21 protein-coding genes are annotated in these 18,291 nt (G+C 66.3%); 10 read left to right on the top strand and 11 right to left on the bottom strand.

Features of this window, described 5'->3' with window-relative positions:
• Positions 1-6: 6 nt before the first annotated feature.
• Entirely contained in the window at positions 7-93 is an 87-nt protein-coding gene (kdpF, locus tag CFOUR_RS11365; protein WP_085957874.1) for a K(+)-transporting ATPase subunit F, read from the bottom strand.
• A gap of 182 nt (positions 94-275) precedes the next feature.
• Between kdpF and CFOUR_RS05220 the strand changes: the two genes are divergently transcribed.
• From CFOUR_RS05220 to CFOUR_RS05195, 6 genes are all read left to right on the top strand, one after another.
• Positions 276-719, top strand: a complete 444-nt coding sequence (locus tag CFOUR_RS05220) for a MarR family winged helix-turn-helix transcriptional regulator (protein ID WP_085957873.1) — start codon at positions 276-278, stop codon at positions 717-719.
• 44 nt (positions 720-763) lie between these two features.
• Positions 764-1,972 carry an MFS transporter gene (locus CFOUR_RS05215; RefSeq protein ID WP_230471835.1) on the top strand — a complete coding sequence of 403 codons (1,209 nt, stop codon included), beginning with the start codon at positions 764-766 and terminating at the stop codon, positions 1,970-1,972.
• A gap of 22 nt (positions 1,973-1,994) precedes the next feature.
• On the top strand, positions 1,995-2,609 hold the full coding sequence (locus tag CFOUR_RS05210; RefSeq protein WP_085957872.1) for a hypothetical protein: 615 nt from the start codon (positions 1,995-1,997) through the stop codon (positions 2,607-2,609).
• A gap of 117 nt (positions 2,610-2,726) precedes the next feature.
• A complete protein-coding gene (locus CFOUR_RS05205) occupies positions 2,727-3,626 on the top strand; it encodes an ABC transporter substrate-binding protein (RefSeq protein ID WP_085957871.1) in 900 nt (299 codons plus the stop codon).
• Between the two features lie 2 nt (positions 3,627-3,628).
• Positions 3,629-4,594, top strand: coding sequence for an amino acid ABC transporter permease (locus tag CFOUR_RS05200; protein ID WP_085957870.1), 966 nt, complete (start codon positions 3,629-3,631; stop codon positions 4,592-4,594).
• The gene (locus tag CFOUR_RS05195) at positions 4,594-5,367 is read left to right on the top strand and encodes an amino acid ABC transporter ATP-binding protein (RefSeq protein ID WP_085957869.1); all 774 of its coding nucleotides are present in this window, start codon (positions 4,594-4,596) and stop codon (positions 5,365-5,367) included. The genes CFOUR_RS05200 and CFOUR_RS05195 overlap by 1 nt, the downstream gene beginning before the upstream one ends.
• Before the next feature lie 148 nt (positions 5,368-5,515).
• Here the strand turns inward: CFOUR_RS05195 and CFOUR_RS05190 are convergent, their stop codons facing one another.
• Genes CFOUR_RS05190 through CFOUR_RS05160 form a run of 7 tightly spaced genes read right to left on the bottom strand, consistent with a single transcriptional unit; the run spans position 5,516 to position 12,590 of the window.
• Positions 5,516-6,253 carry a sulfite exporter TauE/SafE family protein gene (locus CFOUR_RS05190; RefSeq protein ID WP_085957868.1) on the bottom strand — a complete coding sequence of 246 codons (738 nt, stop codon included), beginning with the start codon at positions 6,251-6,253 and terminating at the stop codon, positions 5,516-5,518.
• Positions 6,253-6,729 carry a pantetheine-phosphate adenylyltransferase gene (gene coaD / locus CFOUR_RS05185; protein WP_085957867.1) on the bottom strand — a complete coding sequence of 159 codons (477 nt, stop codon included), beginning with the start codon at positions 6,727-6,729 and terminating at the stop codon, positions 6,253-6,255. The genes CFOUR_RS05190 and coaD overlap by 1 nt, the downstream gene beginning before the upstream one ends.
• Entirely contained in the window at positions 6,730-7,308 is a 579-nt protein-coding gene (gene rsmD, locus CFOUR_RS05180) for a 16S rRNA (guanine(966)-N(2))-methyltransferase RsmD (RefSeq protein WP_085957866.1), read from the bottom strand.
• An 18-nt stretch (positions 7,309-7,326) separates the two neighbouring features.
• Positions 7,327-9,429, bottom strand: coding sequence for an ATP-dependent DNA helicase RecG (locus CFOUR_RS05175; protein ID WP_085957865.1), 2,103 nt, complete (start codon positions 9,427-9,429; stop codon positions 7,327-7,329).
• Positions 9,430-10,962, bottom strand: coding sequence for a DAK2 domain-containing protein (locus tag CFOUR_RS05170; RefSeq protein ID WP_290180179.1), 1,533 nt, complete (start codon positions 10,960-10,962; stop codon positions 9,430-9,432).
• A gap of 24 nt (positions 10,963-10,986) precedes the next feature.
• On the bottom strand, positions 10,987-11,628 hold the full coding sequence (locus CFOUR_RS05165) for a uracil-DNA glycosylase (RefSeq protein WP_230471834.1): 642 nt from the start codon (positions 11,626-11,628) through the stop codon (positions 10,987-10,989).
• Positions 11,628-12,590: a thiamine-phosphate kinase gene (locus tag CFOUR_RS05160; RefSeq protein ID WP_290180176.1), complete on the bottom strand. Its 963-nt coding sequence runs from the start codon at positions 12,588-12,590 to the stop codon at positions 11,628-11,630. Before CFOUR_RS05160 ends, CFOUR_RS05165 begins: the two co-directional genes overlap by 1 nt.
• 34 nt (positions 12,591-12,624) lie before the next feature.
• On the opposite strand from CFOUR_RS05160, the gene CFOUR_RS05155 reads away from it, so the two are divergent.
• Complete coding sequence (locus tag CFOUR_RS05155; RefSeq protein WP_290180174.1) at positions 12,625-13,560, top strand: DUF3515 domain-containing protein; 936 nt, start codon at positions 12,625-12,627, stop codon at positions 13,558-13,560.
• A gap of 9 nt (positions 13,561-13,569) precedes the next feature.
• Here CFOUR_RS05155 and CFOUR_RS05150 read toward each other — a convergent pair whose 3' ends face one another.
• A complete protein-coding gene (locus CFOUR_RS05150) occupies positions 13,570-14,580 on the bottom strand; it encodes a D-alanine--D-alanine ligase family protein (RefSeq protein WP_230471905.1) in 1,011 nt (336 codons plus the stop codon).
• Positions 14,581-14,631: 51 nt separating this feature from the next.
• Entirely contained in the window at positions 14,632-15,630 is a 999-nt protein-coding gene (locus CFOUR_RS05145; protein ID WP_085957860.1) for an NAD(P)H-dependent glycerol-3-phosphate dehydrogenase, read from the bottom strand.
• 92 nt (positions 15,631-15,722) lie between these two features.
• Here CFOUR_RS05145 and CFOUR_RS05140 point away from each other — a divergent pair, with 92 nt between their 5' ends.
• The 3 genes from CFOUR_RS05140 to CFOUR_RS05130 are packed head-to-tail and all read left to right on the top strand — an operon-like array spanning position 15,723 to position 17,688.
• The gene (locus CFOUR_RS05140) at positions 15,723-16,733 is read left to right on the top strand and encodes an NUDIX hydrolase (RefSeq protein ID WP_085957859.1); all 1,011 of its coding nucleotides are present in this window, start codon (positions 15,723-15,725) and stop codon (positions 16,731-16,733) included.
• A 22-nt stretch (positions 16,734-16,755) separates the two neighbouring features.
• On the top strand, positions 16,756-17,220 hold the full coding sequence (locus tag CFOUR_RS05135) for a YbjN domain-containing protein (RefSeq protein ID WP_085957858.1): 465 nt from the start codon (positions 16,756-16,758) through the stop codon (positions 17,218-17,220).
• A 3-nt stretch (positions 17,221-17,223) separates the two neighbouring features.
• Positions 17,224-17,688 carry a hypothetical protein gene (locus CFOUR_RS05130; protein WP_085957857.1) on the top strand — a complete coding sequence of 155 codons (465 nt, stop codon included), beginning with the start codon at positions 17,224-17,226 and terminating at the stop codon, positions 17,686-17,688.
• Positions 17,689-17,692: 4 nt separating this feature from the next.
• Here the strand turns inward: CFOUR_RS05130 and leuD are convergent, their stop codons facing one another.
• The gene (gene leuD / locus CFOUR_RS05125; protein WP_085957856.1) at positions 17,693-18,283 is read right to left on the bottom strand and encodes a 3-isopropylmalate dehydratase small subunit; all 591 of its coding nucleotides are present in this window, start codon (positions 18,281-18,283) and stop codon (positions 17,693-17,695) included.
• Positions 18,284-18,291: the final 8 nt, after the last annotated feature.

Below are 18,291 nucleotides of genomic sequence, written 5' to 3'. Positions count from 1 at the left end.
ATGTCCTCAGAACTTCTCCGGATTGAGCAGGGCATACACCAGGTATGCGAGGACACCACCACTGAGTAAGAGACCTATGAAATCTTGAGCCATGCCCTTAAATCAACCACCCGAAGACGTGCTTTCGCGCCCGCCTGATCGATTCTTAAGGCCTCTTAACGGTGTTTTAACGCCTGGGCTTCATGCCCCCTCCGGCTTGCCCAGCCGGGAATCCCGGACTGGGCGGTTCCTAGGCTCATTTTCGAGAGTACATAGCCTTCCTATATAGTTTGCCTATGCACCACGACGAGGAACTTGCAGAGCTCGCAGTCAACCTGGTTGCCGCCAGCAGCCACTTCGCGCGGGCAGCCTTCCAAGCCTCCGAATTCACGCTGTCCTATGTATCGCTGCGCGTGCTCGCCACCCTCGACCGCGAACCGGGGCTGAGGGTTGGGGAACTCGCGATCCGCGAGGGCATTACACAGCCATCCATGAGCCAGGCGGTCAAACTGCTCGTCGACGGCGACCTGGTCAGACGCACCCCGTCTGCGGAGGACGCACGCGCGAGCGAGCTGACCGTCACGCCGACGGGCCATGAAGTGCTGAGCAACTACCGCGAGATCTCCGCCCGCGAAGTGGTGCCGACGTTCAAATCCTTACCGCCGAGCGACATTATGGCGCTCCAGCGGGCAGCCGAGCTGCTCCCGAAGCTGACGCAGGCCCTGCGGCGGCAACATTGAGAACCCAAGCGTAAATAACGACAACAAACCGAAGGAGGTCGCGCGTGACAGACGCGCCGCATACACCCGAAAACAATTCAATCCTGAAACAGCCCATCGCCGTGTGGGCCTTGGCCTTCGCCTGCGCCGTGTCGTTCATGGGCATCGGCTTGGTGGACCCGATCCTGCCCGCCATCAGCCGCGAGCTGGACGCCACCCCGACCCAGACGATGCTGCTGTTTACCAGCTACCTGCTCATTACGGCACTGGCTATGTTCTTCAGCGCGTTTATCTCCTCGCGCATCGGAGTCAAGACCATGCTTTTGATCGGGTTGGCACTGATCGTCGTCTTCGCGGCGTTGTCGGGCGCTGCGGGTTCGGTCGACGCGATCATCGGGTTCCGCGCTGGCTGGGGTCTGGGCAACGCGCTGTTTATCTCCACGGCGCTGGCGGCCATCGTCGGCGCGGCGTCGGGGCACGCGGGCCAGGCAGTGATCTTGTACGAAGCCGCGATCGGCGTCGGTATGGCCGTCGGCCCCCTCGCCGGCGGCGTGCTGGGTGAGATCAGCTGGCGCGCCCCCTTCTACGGCACGGCGGTGCTGATGGCGGCCGGTTTCATCGCGATTGCAACACTGCTGGCTAAGGCCGAGCGCAAACCGGAACCCGTCGCGTTGACGGCAGGTCTCGCCGCAGTCAAAGACCCGGCCCTCCTCACGCTCGGCTTGGTGGCGTTTTTCTACAACTTCGGGTTTTTCACCCTGCTCGCCTACTCGCCGTACCCCATCGAGGAAGCTGCCGCGCTGAGCGGGCGCAACTTCGGCGCGACTGAGCTGGGCTACGTCTTCTTCGGCTGGGGCCTGGCACTGGCCGTCTCTTCGGTGTTCATCGCACCCCGCCTGACCCGCGCCTTCGGCCTGATTCCGGTGGTGGTGACGGTGCTTCTCGGCTTCAGCGCGGTCCTAGCCGGCCTCGGCTTCGGCGCCCACCAGCTGGGAGTCGTAGTGGTCCTGGTCATCCTCGCGGGTTTCTTCAGCGGCGTGTTCAACACGGTGCTGACCGAGGCTGTCATGGAGGCGACGGAGATGCCGCGAAACGTGGCCTCGTCGAGCTATTCGGGTATGCGCTTCCTCGGCGGCGCGGTGGCGCCAGCCGTATCCGGTCCACTGGCTGCATCTCTGGGTGCTGGCGTGCCGTACTGGTTTGGCGCAGGTTCTCTCGTGGTGTCCCTGCTGATTCTCTTTGCCGGGCGCAAGACGCTGCATCGCATTCTCTAACGGATTGGTTAAGATACGCCCCATGCGTAAGTCTCTCATCGCCGGCTCTACCGCCGGAGCACTCGTCCTCGCAGGCTTGACGGTCCCTGCGGCAACCGCCGAAACGAAGCCCACGGGAGCAAATGCTGACACCGCTGCAGCCCTGAAGGACGCCGCGGATGCGTTTGAGAAGCTCTCCGCCCAGGAGAACTCCTCCAGCTCTTCCGATAAGGCCTCGAAGAAGAACAAGCCGCGGAAGCCGGGCGATCCGTCCCCTTCCCTGGAGTGGCTCGACCAGGACCCGGAGAATGACCCGCTCTACATCGACCCGGAGAAGAACCCGCTGAAGGAGGTTTCTTCCTCCGACATGTTCCTCGAGTGGACCGACGGCATGGAGGAAGGCGAAGGCAAAGAGGTCGTCCAGGCGTGGGCACGCAACTCCTCTGTTCCGGACACCGCTAACCCGGTTGAGCTGTGGAAGCAGGAAGCTCAAGGCTCGTCGATGATGTCTTCGGGCCTGTTCACCGGTGATTTCGCGCAGTCTTCCGCAGGCTCCAGCCAGGCGACGTCCGTGCTCATCCCGGTGTTTTTGGGTGTGTTCGTGCTGGGCTCCTTGATTGAGCTCGTCATGCGCGGCGTGCGCATGGCCTCGCAGTAGCAGAAAGCGTTTGCTTAGCGACGGCCCCAGGGATGACCTTGGGGCCGTCGATACGTATTTGCAGTCCGGTGTAATATACGATTCGTTGTAAATATTCATCGTGTATTTGGAGCCGGTATGCAACACACCACCTCCCTGCGCGTCGCCGCGTGCCTTGCCGCGACCACGCTGCTCGCGGGATGCGTGACCAACGAGGAGGGCGGCACTCCTGACGGCTGGGAACCTATCGTCCCGGACGCGGTGCCCGAGATCGCGGCGATGGTGCCGCCGGAAATCGCGGCGGACGGCGTGCTCAATGTAGGTACGAACCCGCCGTTCGCGCCCTTCGAGTTCAAGGATTCCCACGGCGAACTCATCGGCGTGGAACTCGACCTCGCCCGTGCCGCCGCGGGCGTAATGGGCATGGATTTCCAGGCGGAAGACATGGACTTCGCCATGATCCTGCCGGCTGTTTCGGCCGGAAGCCTCGACGCTGGCGCGGCCGGTTTCACCGACAACGAAGAACGCCGCCAGTCCTACGACTTTGTCAATTTCCTCTACGCGGGCGTGCAGTGGGCCGCACAACCGGGCTCGGGCGTGGACCCCAACGACCCTTGCGGCCTGACTGTGTCTGTGCAGCGCACCACCGTGTCCGAAACAGACGACGTGCGCCCCAAGTCTGAGGAGTGCGTCGCGCAGGGCAAAGACCCGATCACCGTGCTTGCGTTCGACACCGCGGATAACGCCGCGCTGGCCACGCTGGTCGGTCGTGCGGATGCGTACAGTGCGGACTCTCCTGTAACCGCCTGGGCGGTCGAGCGCTCCAAAGGCGAGATGGAGATGATCGGAGAGATGTTTGACGCAGCTCCTTACGGCTTCGCGGTTCCAAAAGGCTCACCGTTGGCGGACGCGATGGCGGCGGCGATGCAGCACCTCATCGACACCGGCGAATACGCCCGGATTCTGGATCAGTGGAACATCGACACCGGCCTGCTGGACCAGGCCATGATTAATGAACAACCTCTGGGAGGACAGTGAGCATGAGCACCCCCTATTCCAAGTACAAGGCGAAACAGGGCGAGCGCACCCGTCCGGAGCGCATTCAGGCAAAGCCGCTGCGCCACCCGGGTCGCTGGGTGCTCGCGGCACTGCTCGTGGCGCTGGTGGTGTGGTTTGTCGTCGGCGCGGCGCGTAACGACGCCTACGGTTGGGACACCTACTTCGACTACCTCCTCGATACCCGGATCGCCACCGCGGCGTTGCACACCATCGCCATTACGGTGCTGGCCATGCTCATCGGCCTCGCCGGCGGCGTGCTACTGGCGGTGATGCGCATGAGCCCGAACCCGGTGTTTAAATCCGTGGGATGGATCTTCCTGTGGATCTTCCGCGGCACCCCGGTCTACGTCCAGCTGATGTTCTGGGGCCTGATCGGCGCCATCTACGACACCATCAACCTGGGCTTCGCCGAGATCCCACTGGAGCCGTTTACCTCGTCAGCCTTCACGCTGGCCGTGGTGGGCCTGGGCTTAAACGAGGCCGCCTACATGGCGGAGATTGTCCGCTCCGGCGTCTCCGCGGTCCCGGAAGGCCAGGTGGAGGCATCTAAGGCGCTGGGCATGAGCTGGGGCCAGACCATGCGCCGTACGGTGTTGCCGCAGGCGATGCGCATCATCATCCCGCCCACCGGCAACGAGTTCATCTCGCTGCTGAAGACTTCCTCGCTCGTGGTGGCTATCCCCTACTCCTTGGAGCTGTACGGCCGTTCCATGGACATCGCCGCCGCGCTGTTCGAGCCGGTGCCGATGCTGCTGGTCGCCGCCACCTGGTATTTGGTGATCACGTCGCTGCTCATGGTGGCGCAGCACTACCTGGAGCGCTACTTCGACCGTGGCGCCACCCGCCAGCTCACCGCCCGCCAGCTGGCTAGCTTGGCCGACGCGGAGGGCACCATCCCCAACAACGTTGAAATCGTGGAAGAACCGCAGAAGAAGGGGCAGCGCTAATGACCGTCAAGCAGACTCCGATGATTCAGGCCGTGGATGTGTGGAAGTCCTTCGGCAACCTCGACGTGCTAAAGGGCATCGATTTGGAAGTGGCTCCCGGCGAGGTGGCGTGCCTCATCGGCCCCTCCGGCTCCGGCAAGTCCACGCTGCTGCGCTGCGTGAACCACTTGGAAAAGGTCAACGCGGGCCGTTTGTACGTCGACGGCGAGCTCATCGGCTACAAGGATCGCGGCGGTGTGCTGCACGAGATGAGTGCGAAGGAGGCCGCGAAGCAGCGCCGCGACATCGGCATGGTGTTCCAGAACTTCAACCTCTTCGGCCACCGCACGGTGCTGGACAACATCATCGAGGCGCCGGTGCATGTGAAGGGCCAATCCGTCGCGGAGGCGAAGGCGCGCGCTCACGAGCTGTTGGAAATGGTCGGTTTGGGCAACAAGGCGGATGTCTACCCCATCCAACTCTCCGGCGGCCAGCAGCAGCGCGTGGCCATCGCGCGTGCGGTGGCGATGGACCCGAAGCTGATGCTTTTCGACGAACCGACTTCCGCCCTGGACCCCGAACTCGTCGGCGAAGTCCTGCGCGTCATGCGCGATCTCGCCGATCAAGGCATGACCATGCTGGTGGTCACCCACGAGCTGGCGTTTGCGCGCGAGGTGGCGGACAAGGTCGCGTTCATGGACGGCGGGCAGGTCATCGAGTACGGCACCCCCGAACAAGTGCTGGACAACCCGCAGCACGAGCGCACCAAGGCGTTCGTGTCCACCCTGTTTTAATCAGGTTTTCGCCTGGCACCGGCATTCTCGGCGCGGGTCAAAACCGGCCGCTCGTAAAATCTGACGCGGCCGAAACTCGACCTGGGCAAACGGACCGCGGAAATAACCTGGTCGTCAACTTTTACGAGGCCAACCTACGCCACCGGCGCTAAGCCAATAGCCCGCGCGCGAGGGTCGTGGCCCCGCCGGCGAAAGCTAAGCCCAGCGCTATTGTGTGCGCGGTTGTCGCCGGCACCCGCGGTGCTAGCCGCTTGCCCAGCGCAATGCCCACCGCCAACGCGGCGAGGGTGGCAACCCACAGCTCAGCCTCGATTGCGGACACGTCCGCCGCGCCGGTGAAGTGCTTGACGGTAAACGACAGCGTCCCGGCGACGAGGAAGATCGGCTGCAACGTCGCTGCATAGACGCGCTGCGGCCACCTCGCAGCCTCCGCGTAGACCGTAATGGCCGGCCCCGCGACGCCGGCCAAGGTGTTCATGAACCCGCCGACCACGCCAGAAACCGCCGCCGGCACTACCCCTTGGACGCGAGGTACGTAGCGTTTGCCCAGCGTCACCACCGACAAGGCAAGCAGCAGCAGAGCCCCGACTGTGACGAGGAGGATGTTGGTCGGCGCGTGGGCCACCACCCAGGCGCCGGGAAGCACGCCGGCAAGAAGCGCTGCCGCAATCGGCGCGAACTTTCTCCAGTCCACGTCGGCGCGCATGCCCCATGTGTTCGTCGCCGCGTTGATTACGGCGAGCAGGTTGACCAGCAGCACGCCGTCGACAGGCCCGAGCAACAGCGAGAGCACCGGCGCGGCGATCAGCCCCACGCCCATCCCTGAGATGCGTTGCAGGGCCGCGCCCACCGCCACGGCGATGCCGACGCCGCAGACGACGAGCACTAGCGGAACTTCTCCTGCATCGCCTCGCGCACGATGTCCGGCACCAAACCTGTGACGTCGCCGCCGAACTTGGCCACTTCTTTGGTCAGCGAGGAAGAGATGTAGCCGTATTTTTCGTCGGTGAGCAGAAAGTACGTGTCCACGCCGGTCAGGCGGCGGTTCATCTGCGCCATGGGCAGCTCGTACTCGTAATCGAGCGAGGAACGCAGGCCCTTGACCAGCGCGGTGATGTGGTGTGCCGAGGTGTAGTCCACCAGCAACCCGCCCCAGCTATCCACGCGGACGCCGGGCAAGTGCCCGGTGGCCCGGCGGATCAGGTCAACGCGCTCATCAACAGAGAACAGCCCGGACGTCTTCGTCGGGTTGCCGGTGACCAGCACCACCACCTCGTCGAAGTGGCGCGAGGCCCGGGTGACAATGTCCAAATGCCCGTTGGTGATCGGGTCGAAAGAGCCGGGGCACACTGCAGTAGTCATCTAGTCCTCCACCTCTGGGTCTTCGTATACGGCCATGTCCATGCGCGCGATGCCGTACAGGCGCTTTTTCAGCTTCTGGCCCGTGGGCGTGAATTCTTTCGGCCACGCGGTCTCAGGGCTCTCGCGGTGGCGCTCCACGACGACCACTGCGCCGTGGCGGAGTGTGGGCTTGAGCGCCTCGACCATTTCAGCGACAGCCTCATCTGCGAGCTCGTACGGCGGGTCCGCGAGCACGATGTCGAAGTGGTTGCGCGGGGCGCGGGCGAGGTACGTCGACGCCTTCACCGGCTCGATGACGGTGTTGGGGTGGCCGACCACGTTGGCGTTGTACTCGATGACGCGGACAGCAGCCGGGTTGCTTTCCACCAGCACCACCTCTGCCGCGCCGCGGGAGGCGGCCTCAAGCCCGAGTGCGCCGGAACCGGCGAACAAGTCCAGCACGTTCATGTCCACGAAGCCGAAACGGACCTGGAGGGAAGAAAACAGGCCTTCGCGGGCGCGATCGGACGTGGGGCGCGTGCCCTCTGGCGGCACCTTGATCTTGCGGCCGCGGGCCTCGCCGGAAATGATGCGGTTCATGCGGACAACTCTAACGCGCTAGCTCTTGTCCAAATACTCGAAGTCCTCGGCAACGAAGTGCGAGGTTGCTGCACGCGCGTATTCGAGGTTGTCCGCCACCAGCCGCTCGGCGTCGTCGTAGGCGCGGCGAACCAGCTCGAAGTCCTCCACCAGGTTGAGCAGCTTCAAGGTACGGTGCCTGCCCGACTGCTGCCGGCCCAAAACGTCACCCTCGCGGCGATTTAAAAGGTCGAGCTCCGCCAAGGCGAAGCCGTCAGTGGTCGCGGCGACCTGGGACACTCTCTTGAACGACGGGGTGCCTTCCTCCGCCAGCGTGTGAAACAGGCACAGTGATTGGTTGCCGCCGCGGCCCACGCGACCGCGCAGCTGGTGCAGCTGGGAGACGCCGAAGTGCTCGGATTCGCGCACCATCATCACCGTCGCGTTGGGCACGTCCACACCGACCTCGATCACGGTGGTGGAAACGAGCACGTCCACCCCGCCGGCGGCGAAATCCGCCATCACCTCGTCTTTCTCCTCGCCTTTCATCCGCCCGTGCAGGACGGCCACGTTGAGGTCCTCAAACTCTGTGGCGGACAATTCGGCGAAGACTTCGAGCACGCCGCCTTCACCTTCGATGCGGGGGCACACCACGTAGGCCTGGTGGCCCGCGGCGACATCCTCCCGGATTTTCTCCCACGCCCGTGCGACCCAGCGCGGCTTGAATTCCGGCACCACGGCGGACTGGATCGGTTTGCGCCCGCCCGGCAGCTCGCGGAGGGTGGAGACGGCCAGATCGCCGAACACGGTCATGGCGATCGTGCGCGGGATGGGTGTCGCCGTCATCACCAGAAGATGCGGCGTGGTCTGCCCCGCTTTTGCGCGCAGCGCGTCGCGCTGCTCCACCCCGAAGCGGTGCTGCTCGTCCACCACCACTAGCCCCAACTGGAAAAACTCCACGCCGTCCTGGATCAGCGCGTGGGTGCCCACCACGATGTCGGCTTCGCCGGAGACGATCTTGAGCAGCGCCTCCTGCTTCTGCGCTGCGGTCATGGATCCGGTCAGCGCCACCACCCGCGTGGGCAGCCCCGCGTTCATGAGCACGCGGGTCATGGAGCGCGCGTGCTGCAACACCAGCACCTCCGTCGGGGCGAGGAAGGCGCACTGCGCGCCGTTGTCCACCGCCTGCAGCATGGCAATCAGCGCCACGATGGTTTTGCCTGAGCCCACCTCGCCCTGCAGCAGCCGGCTCATGGGCACGGTCTGCGCCATATCGCGCGTGATGTCGGCCACCACTTGGTCTTGCCCTGCGGTCAGCGGGAACGGCAGGCGCGAAACCAACAGGTCTTGGTCCCGTCCCACCACCCGTGGCAGGGCCGTCGCCGAACGCGCCTGTGCGTCTGCGCGGCGCACGCCCATGGCCAGCGCCACCGACAGCGCCTCGTCGTACTTCAGGCGCTGCAGCGCGCGCTCCGGCCCCTCCGGCCCCGGCTCGTGGATCTGGTGCACCGCCGAGTTGAGCGGGAGAAAACCGATGGGGGTAAAGCCGAGAGGCTCGTCGATAGGCGGCAGTGTCTGCAGCACCTTGTGCACCGCGCCCATGATGGTCCAGGTGCTAACGTTTTTCACCGCCGGGTAGAGCGGCAGCCACTCGCGCCCGCTCATGATCTGCTCAATGTCGCCGAAGTGGCCGAGCTGCTTCAGGGAGCCGGTGGCTTGCGTCGGGCCGTCCAGCAGCACGAAGTCCGGGTGCGTCAGCTGTGGCTGGTTGCGAAAGACGTCGTATTTGCCCGTGAGCATCACGCGCCTGCCCTCTTTGAGCACGCGCTGGGCGTAGTGGGAGCCGAAGAAGGTGGCCAGGAATACCTGGCGGCCGTCGTCGACGTGGACCTTATAGATGGGCCGCTTCGGCTGCTTGTCGTTGCGGTACTGCTGCGTGGCTGTGACGGTGCCGATGACGTTGAGGGTGTCGCCGGGCTGCACGCCCGCCAGATCTGCGCCCGTGCCGTAGTGCAGGTAGCGCCGCGGGTAGTGCCTCAGCAGCTCGCCGCAGGTGTGGATGTCGAGGTGCTTGCCTATCGCCTTCGCCTGCTTCAGCGGAATGACCAGGTTGAGCGGGCGGGTGTCCTCGAAACCCAGCATCTACTCCACCCCTATCTCCGCGCAGGCTTGCAGTCCGTCCGCAGGATAGACCATCACGTCCACCCCCAGGGTCCCCGCGAGTGCCTCGAGCGCCTCCGCGTCCAGCTCGCCGGGGTCGAAAAGGATGCTCACCTGTTCCCCGCCGTGCTCGAGCAGCCGGCGGCAGGCCCGCACGACCGCGTCCATGGGCTCGTCCGCGATGAGCAGCGTCTCTCCGCGCGCGGTGACCACCACATCGCCCTTGGCCACCGCCCCGCCCTGGGTCAGCGCGCCCTTTTCGGCGCGAAACGCCAGCGCGGTGCGCATCTCGCCGGCAGCCTCGGACATGGTGAAGGCAGCGGTGGCCAGCGGCTGCGCGGGATCGTGCACCGACAGCGCCGCGATGCCGGAGACCAAACGCACGGTCGGCAGGATGGTGATGGACTGCTCCACAGCGCGGGCGGCGTGCTCCACCTCGGCGAGTTCGGCGTTGCTGAGCTGGCCGTTGGGCAGCACGATCACTTCGTCGCTGCCGGAGCGGGTGATCGCGTCGAGCATCGCCGCCGCCACGTTCGGCCCCGGCGCTACCGTCACCGCGCCTGAGGCGGCGTAGAGGGAGGTCACGGACCCCGGCGGGGTGACCGCGATGATGAGGCGCTCCGGCTCCCCCGCCGCCGCGCTGCCGGGCAGCACCTCCAGGCGCAGGTCGCTGACGCCGCCGGCGGCGTACGCCGTCTCAATGACGTGGCCGGCTTCGCGCGAGTGGATGTGGACTTTGCCCTCACCCTCGTTCAAGGGCGCGACGATCAAGCTGTCGCCCAGCTCGCTCAGCTGGGCCTTGAGCGCGTCCAGGTCGCCGCGGAAGGTGAACATGACTTCCAGCTCGCCTGCAGCCCCGTGGCCTTCGGGCACTTGCTTGACTGCGTCCTCCGGGATCCCCTGCCCGGCCGCCGCGTCCGCCAGACTCTCCAGCACCACAACGAGTCCTGCGCCGCCTGCGTCCACCACTCCGGCCTGGCGAAGCTCCGGCAGTTGCGTCCGGGTCACCTGCAGCGCCTCGCGGGCGGCTGCGGTGGCGGCGGAAACGACGCGGTGAAGCGGGTGTTTCGCGTGCGGCTGCGCGGCCTCGGCGGCGGCCCGCAGCACGGAGATAATGGTGCCTTCCACCGGCTCCGAAATCGCGCGGCTGACAAACTCGACAGCGTCGTTCAGCGCGACGGCCAGCATCTCGCCCTCTGTCGCACCGTGCTGGGCCGCCTGCGCGAAACCGCGCATAATTTGGGAGAGCACGACGCCGGAGTTGCCGCGCGCGCCGCGCACCGCGCCGACGGCTAAGGCCTCGGCCACCTCGGTCAGGCTCGCGCCCGCAGGCAGCGCGGCGGCCTCCTCCACGGCGGCGGCCATGGTGTGCGCCATGTTCGAGCCGGTGTCCGCGTCGGGGACGGGGAAGACGTTGAGCTCGTTGATCTGGGCGCGGTTGCGGTCCAGCTCGCCCGAGGCGTGCTGTGCCCATGCGAGCAGGCGTGCGCCGTCGGAAAGCGGGGATGCAGACATGCTGAGAGAGTTTACAGGTTCTGCTTAGAGCGCCCAGTCCACCGGCTGAGCACCCATTGCTTCCAGCGCCTCGTTCGCGCGCGAAAACGGCCGGGAGCCGAAAAATCCCCGCGACGCCGACAGTGGCGAGGGGTGCGGCGATTCGATGCGCGGAGTATCTCCGAGGAACTTCGCCGCCGACTGGGCATCGCGGCCCCAGAGGATGGCCACCAGCGGAGCGTCGCGAAGCACGAGCGCCTCAATCGCGGCCTGCGTGATGTCCTCCCACCCCTTGCCGCGGTGCGATGCGGGCTTGCCCGGGCGAACGGTGAGCACTCTGTTGAGCAGGAGGATCCCCTGCCTCGACCAGGAGCTCAAGTCCCCGTCCGCGCGCGGCGGGACGCCCAGGTCCGCCTGCAGTTCTTTGTAGATGTTCACCAGCGAACGCGGCGGCGCCACCCCGGGCTGGGTGGAGAACGCCAAGCCCATCGGGTGGCCGGGTGTGGGGTATGGGTCTTGGCCGACAATGAGCACCCGCACGGCATCGAACGGGTCTGCAAAGGCGCGCAAGATGTCGTGGCCGCGCGGCAGGTAGTCGCCCTCTTTACGCAGGAAATCCCCCATCGCGTGGATCTTGTCTTCCACCGCGGCCAGCGGCTCTTGCCAGGATTCGTGCACCGGAAGCATCAAAAGCTCTCCCATCCATGTGTCGTGGCGGGCGCGGCGCCGTCGATGCGCACGCCCGGCTTGCGCGAGACTTTGCCGATGGACCGGAACCCCACCGGCGCCGAGCCCTCCGTGGTGCCCACGAGCGTGTGGTCCTCCCCACCGCCGAGCACCCAGTCCCACGGATCCACGCCGAGCAGCTCGCCTGCGGCAACAAGCAGCGCATCCGGCGACAACGCGTTGGAGGCCAGTTCGATGCCGACGCCGGACGCCTCCGCGAGCTGCGACAGATCGCGGATGAGACCGTCCGAGTTGTCCGTCATGGAGCACGCCTTCGCCGCGCGCGCCACCACCCCGCGCCCCGGGGTCAGCTCCGGCACCTGGTGCGCGTGGACGAGCGGCTCGAGCTCGCCCGGAATCTCCACCCCGGCCTGCAAGAGAGCGAGACCGGCGGCGGAGTAGCCGATGCGGCCGTGGGCGACCACGCGTTGGCCCGGGCGCGCGCCGTCCAGTGTCAGCGGCGGGCGGTTGCCGCCGAGCGCGCCGATCGCCGTGACGGTAACCACCAGGTATTCGCCCGCGGTGACGTCGCCACCGACGAGCTCGCAGGCGTAGTCCGCGGCCATTTCGCCCACGCCCCGGGCGAGCTCCTCGAGCACCCGGGCGGGCATGTCTGCGGGGGCGGACACGGCCATCAGCGCCGCGATCGGGCGCGCCCCCATCGCCTCGATGTCCGCGAAGTTCTGCACAGCCGCCTTCCGGCCCAAAAAGTACGGCGTGGTTGTCTGCTCCGTGAAATGGCGGCCCTGGACCAGCATGTCGGTGCTGGCCACCACCCGCGAGTTCGGCGCGGACTGCGCCAGCACGGCTGCGTCGTCGCCGTTGAGCGCGGACGGCGCCTGGGCGCGGATCAGCGAGATGACGTCGCGCTCGCCGAGTTCCCCCAGCGTCGGACCTCCGGTGGGAAAGCCTGTCTCGATCACGTCGTGGTGAGCCCTTTCACTACACTTTGCCGCCATGGGTTCCACGGCGCACGATGCACAGATTAACCGCACCACCATCTACATCAGCCTTGGGCTTGCGTTACTGCTCGTCCTCGGCGTCCTGGTGGGGGCGCGCACCTACTTCAACCGGGTGGCGTTGCAGCCGGTGGCCATGACGCAGCTGCCCGCGCCCGAGGCGGGTTCCCCGGAGTGCTCTTCGCTTCTCGACGCCCTGCCGGACCGCCTCGCCGGCCTTAAGCGCGCCGAGCTGGCCGATCCTGCTCCCGAAGGCGCCGCCGCGTGGCAGGCCTCGTCCACCGAGCGCATCACGCTGCGCTGCGGCGTCGACTCGCCGGCCCAGTTCACCCCCTACGCCGAGCCGCAGGATCTCGGCGGTGCGCGATGGCTGCGCGTGGACGACGCCACCCCCGGCTCTACCCTGGCCACGTGGTACCTGGTGGACCGCTCCCCCGTTCTCGCTGTCACCGCCGATGCGCAGCAGCTTGACGACGGCATCCCTCCGGTAGCCGACCTCGACACCGCAGCGCTGACCGGCCCTGCCCCGAAGACTCAGCCCGCGCCGCTTGCTGGCCTGGAGGCCGCTGGCACTGACACCTCTGCGAAGTGCGACGGACTGCTCGCCGCCTCCCCGGACGCCATCGCCGAGGGCTACTCCCGCGTCGACGCCGAAAGCCCGCAGACCGTGGCCTGGTCCGCACCGGGCCGCGACGCCATCGTGTTGCGCTGCGGCGTGGCTGCGCCGGAAAGCTACGGCCCGGGCGCGCGCCTGGACCAAGTCAACGGCGTGCCCTGGTTCGAAGACGTCAAGCTGGCCAACGGCACCACCGCGTCGACCTGGTATGCGATGGGGCGCGACGTGCAGGTAGCTGCCTCGCTGCCGCAGGCGCAGAGCAACGAGGCGATCACGAACCTGAGCAACCTGATCGCGGAGCACACCGCGCAGCAGTAAACGCCGCGACTAGCGCAGAGCGGTGCGGATCAGCGTGTCTAAAAGCTCCGGGTAGTCCAGTCCGCTCGCGGCCCACACCTGCGGGTACATCGAGATGGCGGTGAAGCCGGGCATGGTGTTGACCTCGTTGAGCACCGGACCGTCAGCCGTGACAAAAAAGTCCACCCGCGCCAGCGACTTGCAGTCCAGCGCCTTGAAGCACGTCACCGCCATCTCCTGCAGCTTGGCAACCAACTCCTCGGAGTACGGCGCCGGGATCGTGGCGGTGACATCGTGCTCGAGGTACTTCGTTTCAAACCCGTAGAAGCCCTCGGCGGAGTCTTCTGTGCCGTTGAGCTTGGCGGGCACGGACGCGGCGATGGTGCCGTCCGGCCGCTCCAGCACGCCGACTTCCACCTCGTCGCCGAACAGCTCCGCCTCGACGATGACCTTGCCGTCGGATTCCAGCGCCAGCTGCACCGCCGCGTCCAGCGCGTCCCAGCTAGTCACCTTGGACACGCCGATGGACGAGCCGCCGTTAGCCGGCTTCACAAACACCGGCAGCCCCAGGTACTCGCGCTCGGAGTCGGTCAGCTCGCGGGCGCCGTCCAGAATCACTTCCCGTGTGATGGGAATCCCGGCGGCCGCCACCAGCTTTTTGGTGTATTCCTTATCCATCCCGCAGGCCGACGCCAGCACACCCGGGCCCACGTACGGCACGCCTGCCAGCTCCAGCAGCCCCTGCACGGTGCCGTCCTCGCCGTACTTGCCGTGCAGCACCGGGAAGACGGCATCGACGGTGGTGAGGGTTTCGCCTGTGGCAACGTCGTAAAGCATTCCCCTGCGCTGCGGGTTCAAGGAAAGCGCCACTTCGCGCCCCTGCTTGACGACGGGCAGCTCCGCATCCTCCGCCGGGTTGGTCACTCCCTCAACCCACACGCCGTCTTGCGTGATGCCGATCGGGAACACCTCGTACTCGCTCGGCATGTGTGCCATGACCGAGTCGGCGGAAATGCAGGAAATGGAGTGCTCGGTGGACATGCCACCATACAAAACAGCAATGCGGATCACGGGAGGACAGCCTACCGCGCGCTACTCCGCTTTCTTGCTGCGACCCATCAGCGCGGCGATCGCGTCGGAGACCTTCATGCCTTCGTGGCACACCGCGTACACCGCCTGGGTCAGCGGCATCTCCACCGAGTTTTCCTCCGCGAGCTGGAAGATGCTGCGCGAAGACATCACGCCTTCCGCCACCTGCCCCTTGGTGGCCGCGCGGGCCTCGTCAATGGTCGCGCCTTTACCCAGCGCGGCGCCGAACGTGCGGTTGCGCGACAGCGGCGAGGCGCAGGTGGCCACCAGGTCGCCCATACCGGCCAGCCCGGCGAAGGTCCGCGCGTCAGCGCCCAGTGCGTCGCCGAGGCGGGTGGTCTCCGCGAGCCCACGGGTGATCAGCGTGGCCAGCGTGTTGTCGCCCAGGCCCTGGCCGGCCGCCATGCCGCAAGCGAGCGCGATGACGTTCTTGGTCGCGCCACCGATCTCGCACCCCACCACGTCCGTGTTGGTGTACGGGCGCAGGTAGCCGGTGGCGCAGGCGGCTTGCACCAACTTCGCGCGGTTTTCGTTCGTGCAGGCGATCACGGTCGCGGCAGGTTGCTCTTCCGCGATCTCGCGCGAGAGGTTCGGCCCGCTGAGCACCGCGATGCGTTCATCGTCCACCCCGGTGACCTCGGCGATGATCTCGCTCATGCGCATGTGCGTGCCGGACTCCACGCCTTTGGAGATGGACACCAGGGTCGCGTCCCCGGGCAGGTGCGGCGCCCACGCGGTGAGGTTGTCGCGCATGGTTTGGCTGGGCACGCCAAATACGGCGATGGCGGCGCCGTCGAGCGCCGCGGCGGCGTCGGAGGTGGCCTGGATGGATTCCGGCAGCGCGATGCCGGGCAGATACTCCGGGTTTTCGTGCGTGTCCTGGATCGTGCGCGCGAGCGTTTCCCTGCGCGCCCACAGCGTCACGGGGTTGCCCGCGTCCGCGAACACCTTGGCGAGGGTGGTCCCCCAAGACCCGGCGCCCAGTACTGCCACGTTGACCATCAGTGCGTCCTCCCAGCGTTTTTCAACCGCTACAACGTACCACCCCCGCCCGCACCTAGCGCGCCCGCCGAGTGTGCGACACAATGGACCCTATGCCTAATAACGACGGCCATCTGCATGAGCAGGACAAGGACACCCGCGGGGAGATGTTCCTCACCGGACGCCTGCAAGAGATCCCGAATGACCCGCAAGGTGAGTTCAAGCGCACGACGCTCGCCGCCGGCGCGGTGCTGTGGCGCGGAGATCTGTCGGCCCCCGATTCCTTGGAAGTGGCGTGCATCCACCGCCCGCACTACGACGACTGGTCCCTGGCGAAGGGCAAGCTCGACCCAGACGAGTCCCTGGTTCAGACCGCGGTGCGCGAGATCAAGGAAGAAACCGGTTTCGACGTCCGCCTGGGCAAGCTGTTGGGCAAGACCGTCTACCCGGTGAAAAAGACCACGAAGGTGGTCTACTACTGGACCGGCGAGGTCGTCGGCGGCGAGTTCACGCCCAACGACGAGGTGGACGAGATCCGCTGGCTGCCGATTGCCCAAGCGTGCGAGCTGATGACCTACGACTTGGACCGCCAGGTGCTGCGCAAGGCGAAGAAGCGCTTCGGCACCCCGGCGAATGCGCGCGTGCTCTACGTGCGCCACGCCCGCGCACACCAGCGCGAGAAGTGGTCCGGCGACGACAACCTGCGCCCGCTGGACAAGAAGGGCCGCCGCCAGTCTGAGATGCTGGTGCCGCTGCTCAGCGCGTTTTCGCCGGAGCGGATCTACTCCGCGGCTCCCGAGCGCTGCCAGTCCACCGTCGCGCCGCTGGCGGACGAGCTCGGCTTCGACGTCGCCGTGGACGAGCGCTTTGGCGACGACGCGTGGCTGACCGACATGGTGGGCGCCCAGCGCGCCTTCACCGAGGTGGTGGCCGAGGGCGGCACCTCGGTGGTCTGCGCCCAAGGCGACATCATCCCCGGCATGCTCGCCTGGCTCTCGGCCCAGGGCACGTTGCCCATTGACACGAAGATCAACGCGAAGAAGGGCTCGGTGTGGGTGCTGAGCTTCCACGACGGCCAGCTCACGGGCGCCGACTACATCCCGTCCGCACTGCCGGTGCTGTAGCAAAGAAAGGAACGGATTTTCAATGACCTCTCCAACCCCCACCGCGTTTCCGCCGGTGACACAGGAACGCATCGCCTCCACGCTTGAGTCCATGGATCTGAAGTACTTCCAGGAAGACGGCGGCGAAGTCCGCACCGCCTTCCCGGGCTTGGTGGTGTTTTTCGAGGTAGAGCGCGAGGGCTTCAAGGCCACGTCCAGGTGGATGGCGGTAGTGGACCAGCCGGAGGACGTGGAGAAGCTGCGCGAGATGGCAAACGTGCTCAACCGCTCCCTGCCGCTGGTGCGCGTGCACCCGGTACTGCGCGAGGACGGCACTGCCATCGCGATCATGGAGGCGCCGTTCTTCTCCGGCGACGGGTTTGCGGACCAGCAGCTGCGCGAGATGTGCGAGTACTTCTTCTCTGCCATCCACCACGTGGCGGGCAAGCTGCGCGAGGCCTTCCCGGGCCGCGAGGAATCTTTCACCGACGGCGCTGAGGAGGCGTAACCCATGAGCACCAACGACACTTTGAAGCCCCTGTCCCTGCAGCGCGTCAAGGACGTGTTTGCCAATCAGGGCTGGCAGTACGATGACGCAGGTGAGTTCGCCATTCGCTCTGGTTTCATGGGCATCGGACTGGAGATCTCCCACATCGAGCCGAACGTCAACATCATTTCTTCCGTGGCGGTGGATTCCATCGGCGTGGACCGCTACAACGACATCCGTACCTGGACCGAGCAGTACAACTACACCAAGGCCTACCCAACCGTGACCGCGCTGAAGGATGACGACCGCGGCATCGCGGCGCTGGGCGTGGCCTACAGCTTGCCGGGCCACTGGGAGTACACGGACGACCAGTTCGAGTCCCACATCCTCACCGGCATCCAGGGTGTGGTCTCTGCCTCCCGCGATTTCCTCGCCGAGTTTGCGCCGGAGATCACCCAGCGCATCGACGAAGCGGCGCGGGAGAACTAACCCCCTAGCGCACGGCCGGCTTGAACGCCGGCCGTTTCGCTTCGTATGCGTCGATGGCGTCCTCGTCGCGCAGGGTCAGGCCGATGTCGTCTAAGCCCTCCATCAGGCGCCAGCGGGTGTAGTCGTCCACCTCGAACACGAAGGTGTTGTCGCCGACGGTGACTGTGCGGTCCTCCAGCGAGACGGTGGCGGTATCGCCGGGGTGCTGCTCGAGGTGCTTCCAAATCAGCTCGATGTCGGATTCCGGCAGGATCGCGGCTAAGAGTCCGGCCTTGCCGGAGTTGCCGCGGAAGATGTCGGCGAAGCGGGGGCTGAACACGGCGCGGAAGCCGTAGTCCATCAGCGCCCACACGGCGTGCTCGCGGGAGGATCCGGTGCCGAAGTCGGGGCCGGCGAACAGTACGGAGCCGTTTTTGTATGCGTCCTGGTTGAGCACGAATCCGGGCTCGTTGTCGCGCCAGTTGGAAAACAGGCCGTCGTCGAAGCCGGTACGGGTCACCCGCTTGAGGTAGCGGGCGGGGATGATCTGGTCGGTGTCCACGTTTGAGCGCGTCAGCGGCACGGCGACACCGGTGTGGGTGGTGAATTTCTCCATCTGAGTGC

Source organism: Corynebacterium fournieri, from assembly GCF_030408775.1.
GTDB classification, from domain to species: Bacteria; Actinomycetota; Actinomycetes; order Mycobacteriales; family Mycobacteriaceae; genus Corynebacterium; species Corynebacterium fournieri.
Note: the sequence above shows the minus strand (reverse complement) of the source record. Positions and strands in the feature narration are given on the sequence as shown.

What these genes read in the sequence shown, in the direction of transcription:
- CFOUR_RS05200 (WP_085957870.1), top strand. Translation starts at nt 3,629, where the DNA reads ATGAGCACCCCCTATTCCAAGTACAAGGCGAAACAGGGCGAGCGCACC.
- CFOUR_RS05220 (WP_085957873.1), top strand. Translation starts at nt 276, where the DNA reads ATGCACCACGACGAGGAACTTGCAGAGCTCGCAGTCAACCTGGTTGCC.
- coaD (WP_085957867.1), bottom strand. Translation starts at nt 6,729, where the DNA reads ATGACTACTGCAGTGTGCCCCGGCTCTTTCGACCCGATCACCAACGGG.
- CFOUR_RS05165 (WP_230471834.1), bottom strand. Translation starts at nt 11,628, where the DNA reads ATGCTTCCGGTGCACGAATCCTGGCAAGAGCCGCTGGCCGCGGTGGAA.
- kdpF (WP_085957874.1), bottom strand. Translation starts at nt 93, where the DNA reads ATGGCTCAAGATTTCATAGGTCTCTTACTCAGTGGTGGTGTCCTCGCA.
- CFOUR_RS05175 (WP_085957865.1), bottom strand. Translation starts at nt 9,429, where the DNA reads ATGCTGGGTTTCGAGGACACCCGCCCGCTCAACCTGGTCATTCCGCTG.
- CFOUR_RS05155 (WP_290180174.1), top strand. Translation starts at nt 12,625, where the DNA reads ATGGGTTCCACGGCGCACGATGCACAGATTAACCGCACCACCATCTAC.
- leuD (WP_085957856.1), bottom strand. Translation starts at nt 18,283, where the DNA reads ATGGAGAAATTCACCACCCACACCGGTGTCGCCGTGCCGCTGACGCGC.
- CFOUR_RS05170 (WP_290180179.1), bottom strand. Translation starts at nt 10,962, where the DNA reads ATGTCTGCATCCCCGCTTTCCGACGGCGCACGCCTGCTCGCATGGGCA.
- CFOUR_RS05210 (WP_085957872.1), top strand. Translation starts at nt 1,995, where the DNA reads ATGCGTAAGTCTCTCATCGCCGGCTCTACCGCCGGAGCACTCGTCCTC.
- CFOUR_RS05130 (WP_085957857.1), top strand. Translation starts at nt 17,224, where the DNA reads ATGAGCACCAACGACACTTTGAAGCCCCTGTCCCTGCAGCGCGTCAAG.
- CFOUR_RS05195 (WP_085957869.1), top strand. Translation starts at nt 4,594, where the DNA reads ATGACCGTCAAGCAGACTCCGATGATTCAGGCCGTGGATGTGTGGAAG.
- CFOUR_RS05145 (WP_085957860.1), bottom strand. Translation starts at nt 15,630, where the DNA reads ATGGTCAACGTGGCAGTACTGGGCGCCGGGTCTTGGGGGACCACCCTC.
- CFOUR_RS05205 (WP_085957871.1), top strand. Translation starts at nt 2,727, where the DNA reads ATGCAACACACCACCTCCCTGCGCGTCGCCGCGTGCCTTGCCGCGACC.
- rsmD (WP_085957866.1), bottom strand. Translation starts at nt 7,308, where the DNA reads ATGAACCGCATCATTTCCGGCGAGGCCCGCGGCCGCAAGATCAAGGTG.
- CFOUR_RS05135 (WP_085957858.1), top strand. Translation starts at nt 16,756, where the DNA reads ATGACCTCTCCAACCCCCACCGCGTTTCCGCCGGTGACACAGGAACGC.
- CFOUR_RS05140 (WP_085957859.1), top strand. Translation starts at nt 15,723, where the DNA reads ATGCCTAATAACGACGGCCATCTGCATGAGCAGGACAAGGACACCCGC.
- CFOUR_RS05150 (WP_230471905.1), bottom strand. Translation starts at nt 14,580, where the DNA reads ATGTCCACCGAGCACTCCATTTCCTGCATTTCCGCCGACTCGGTCATG.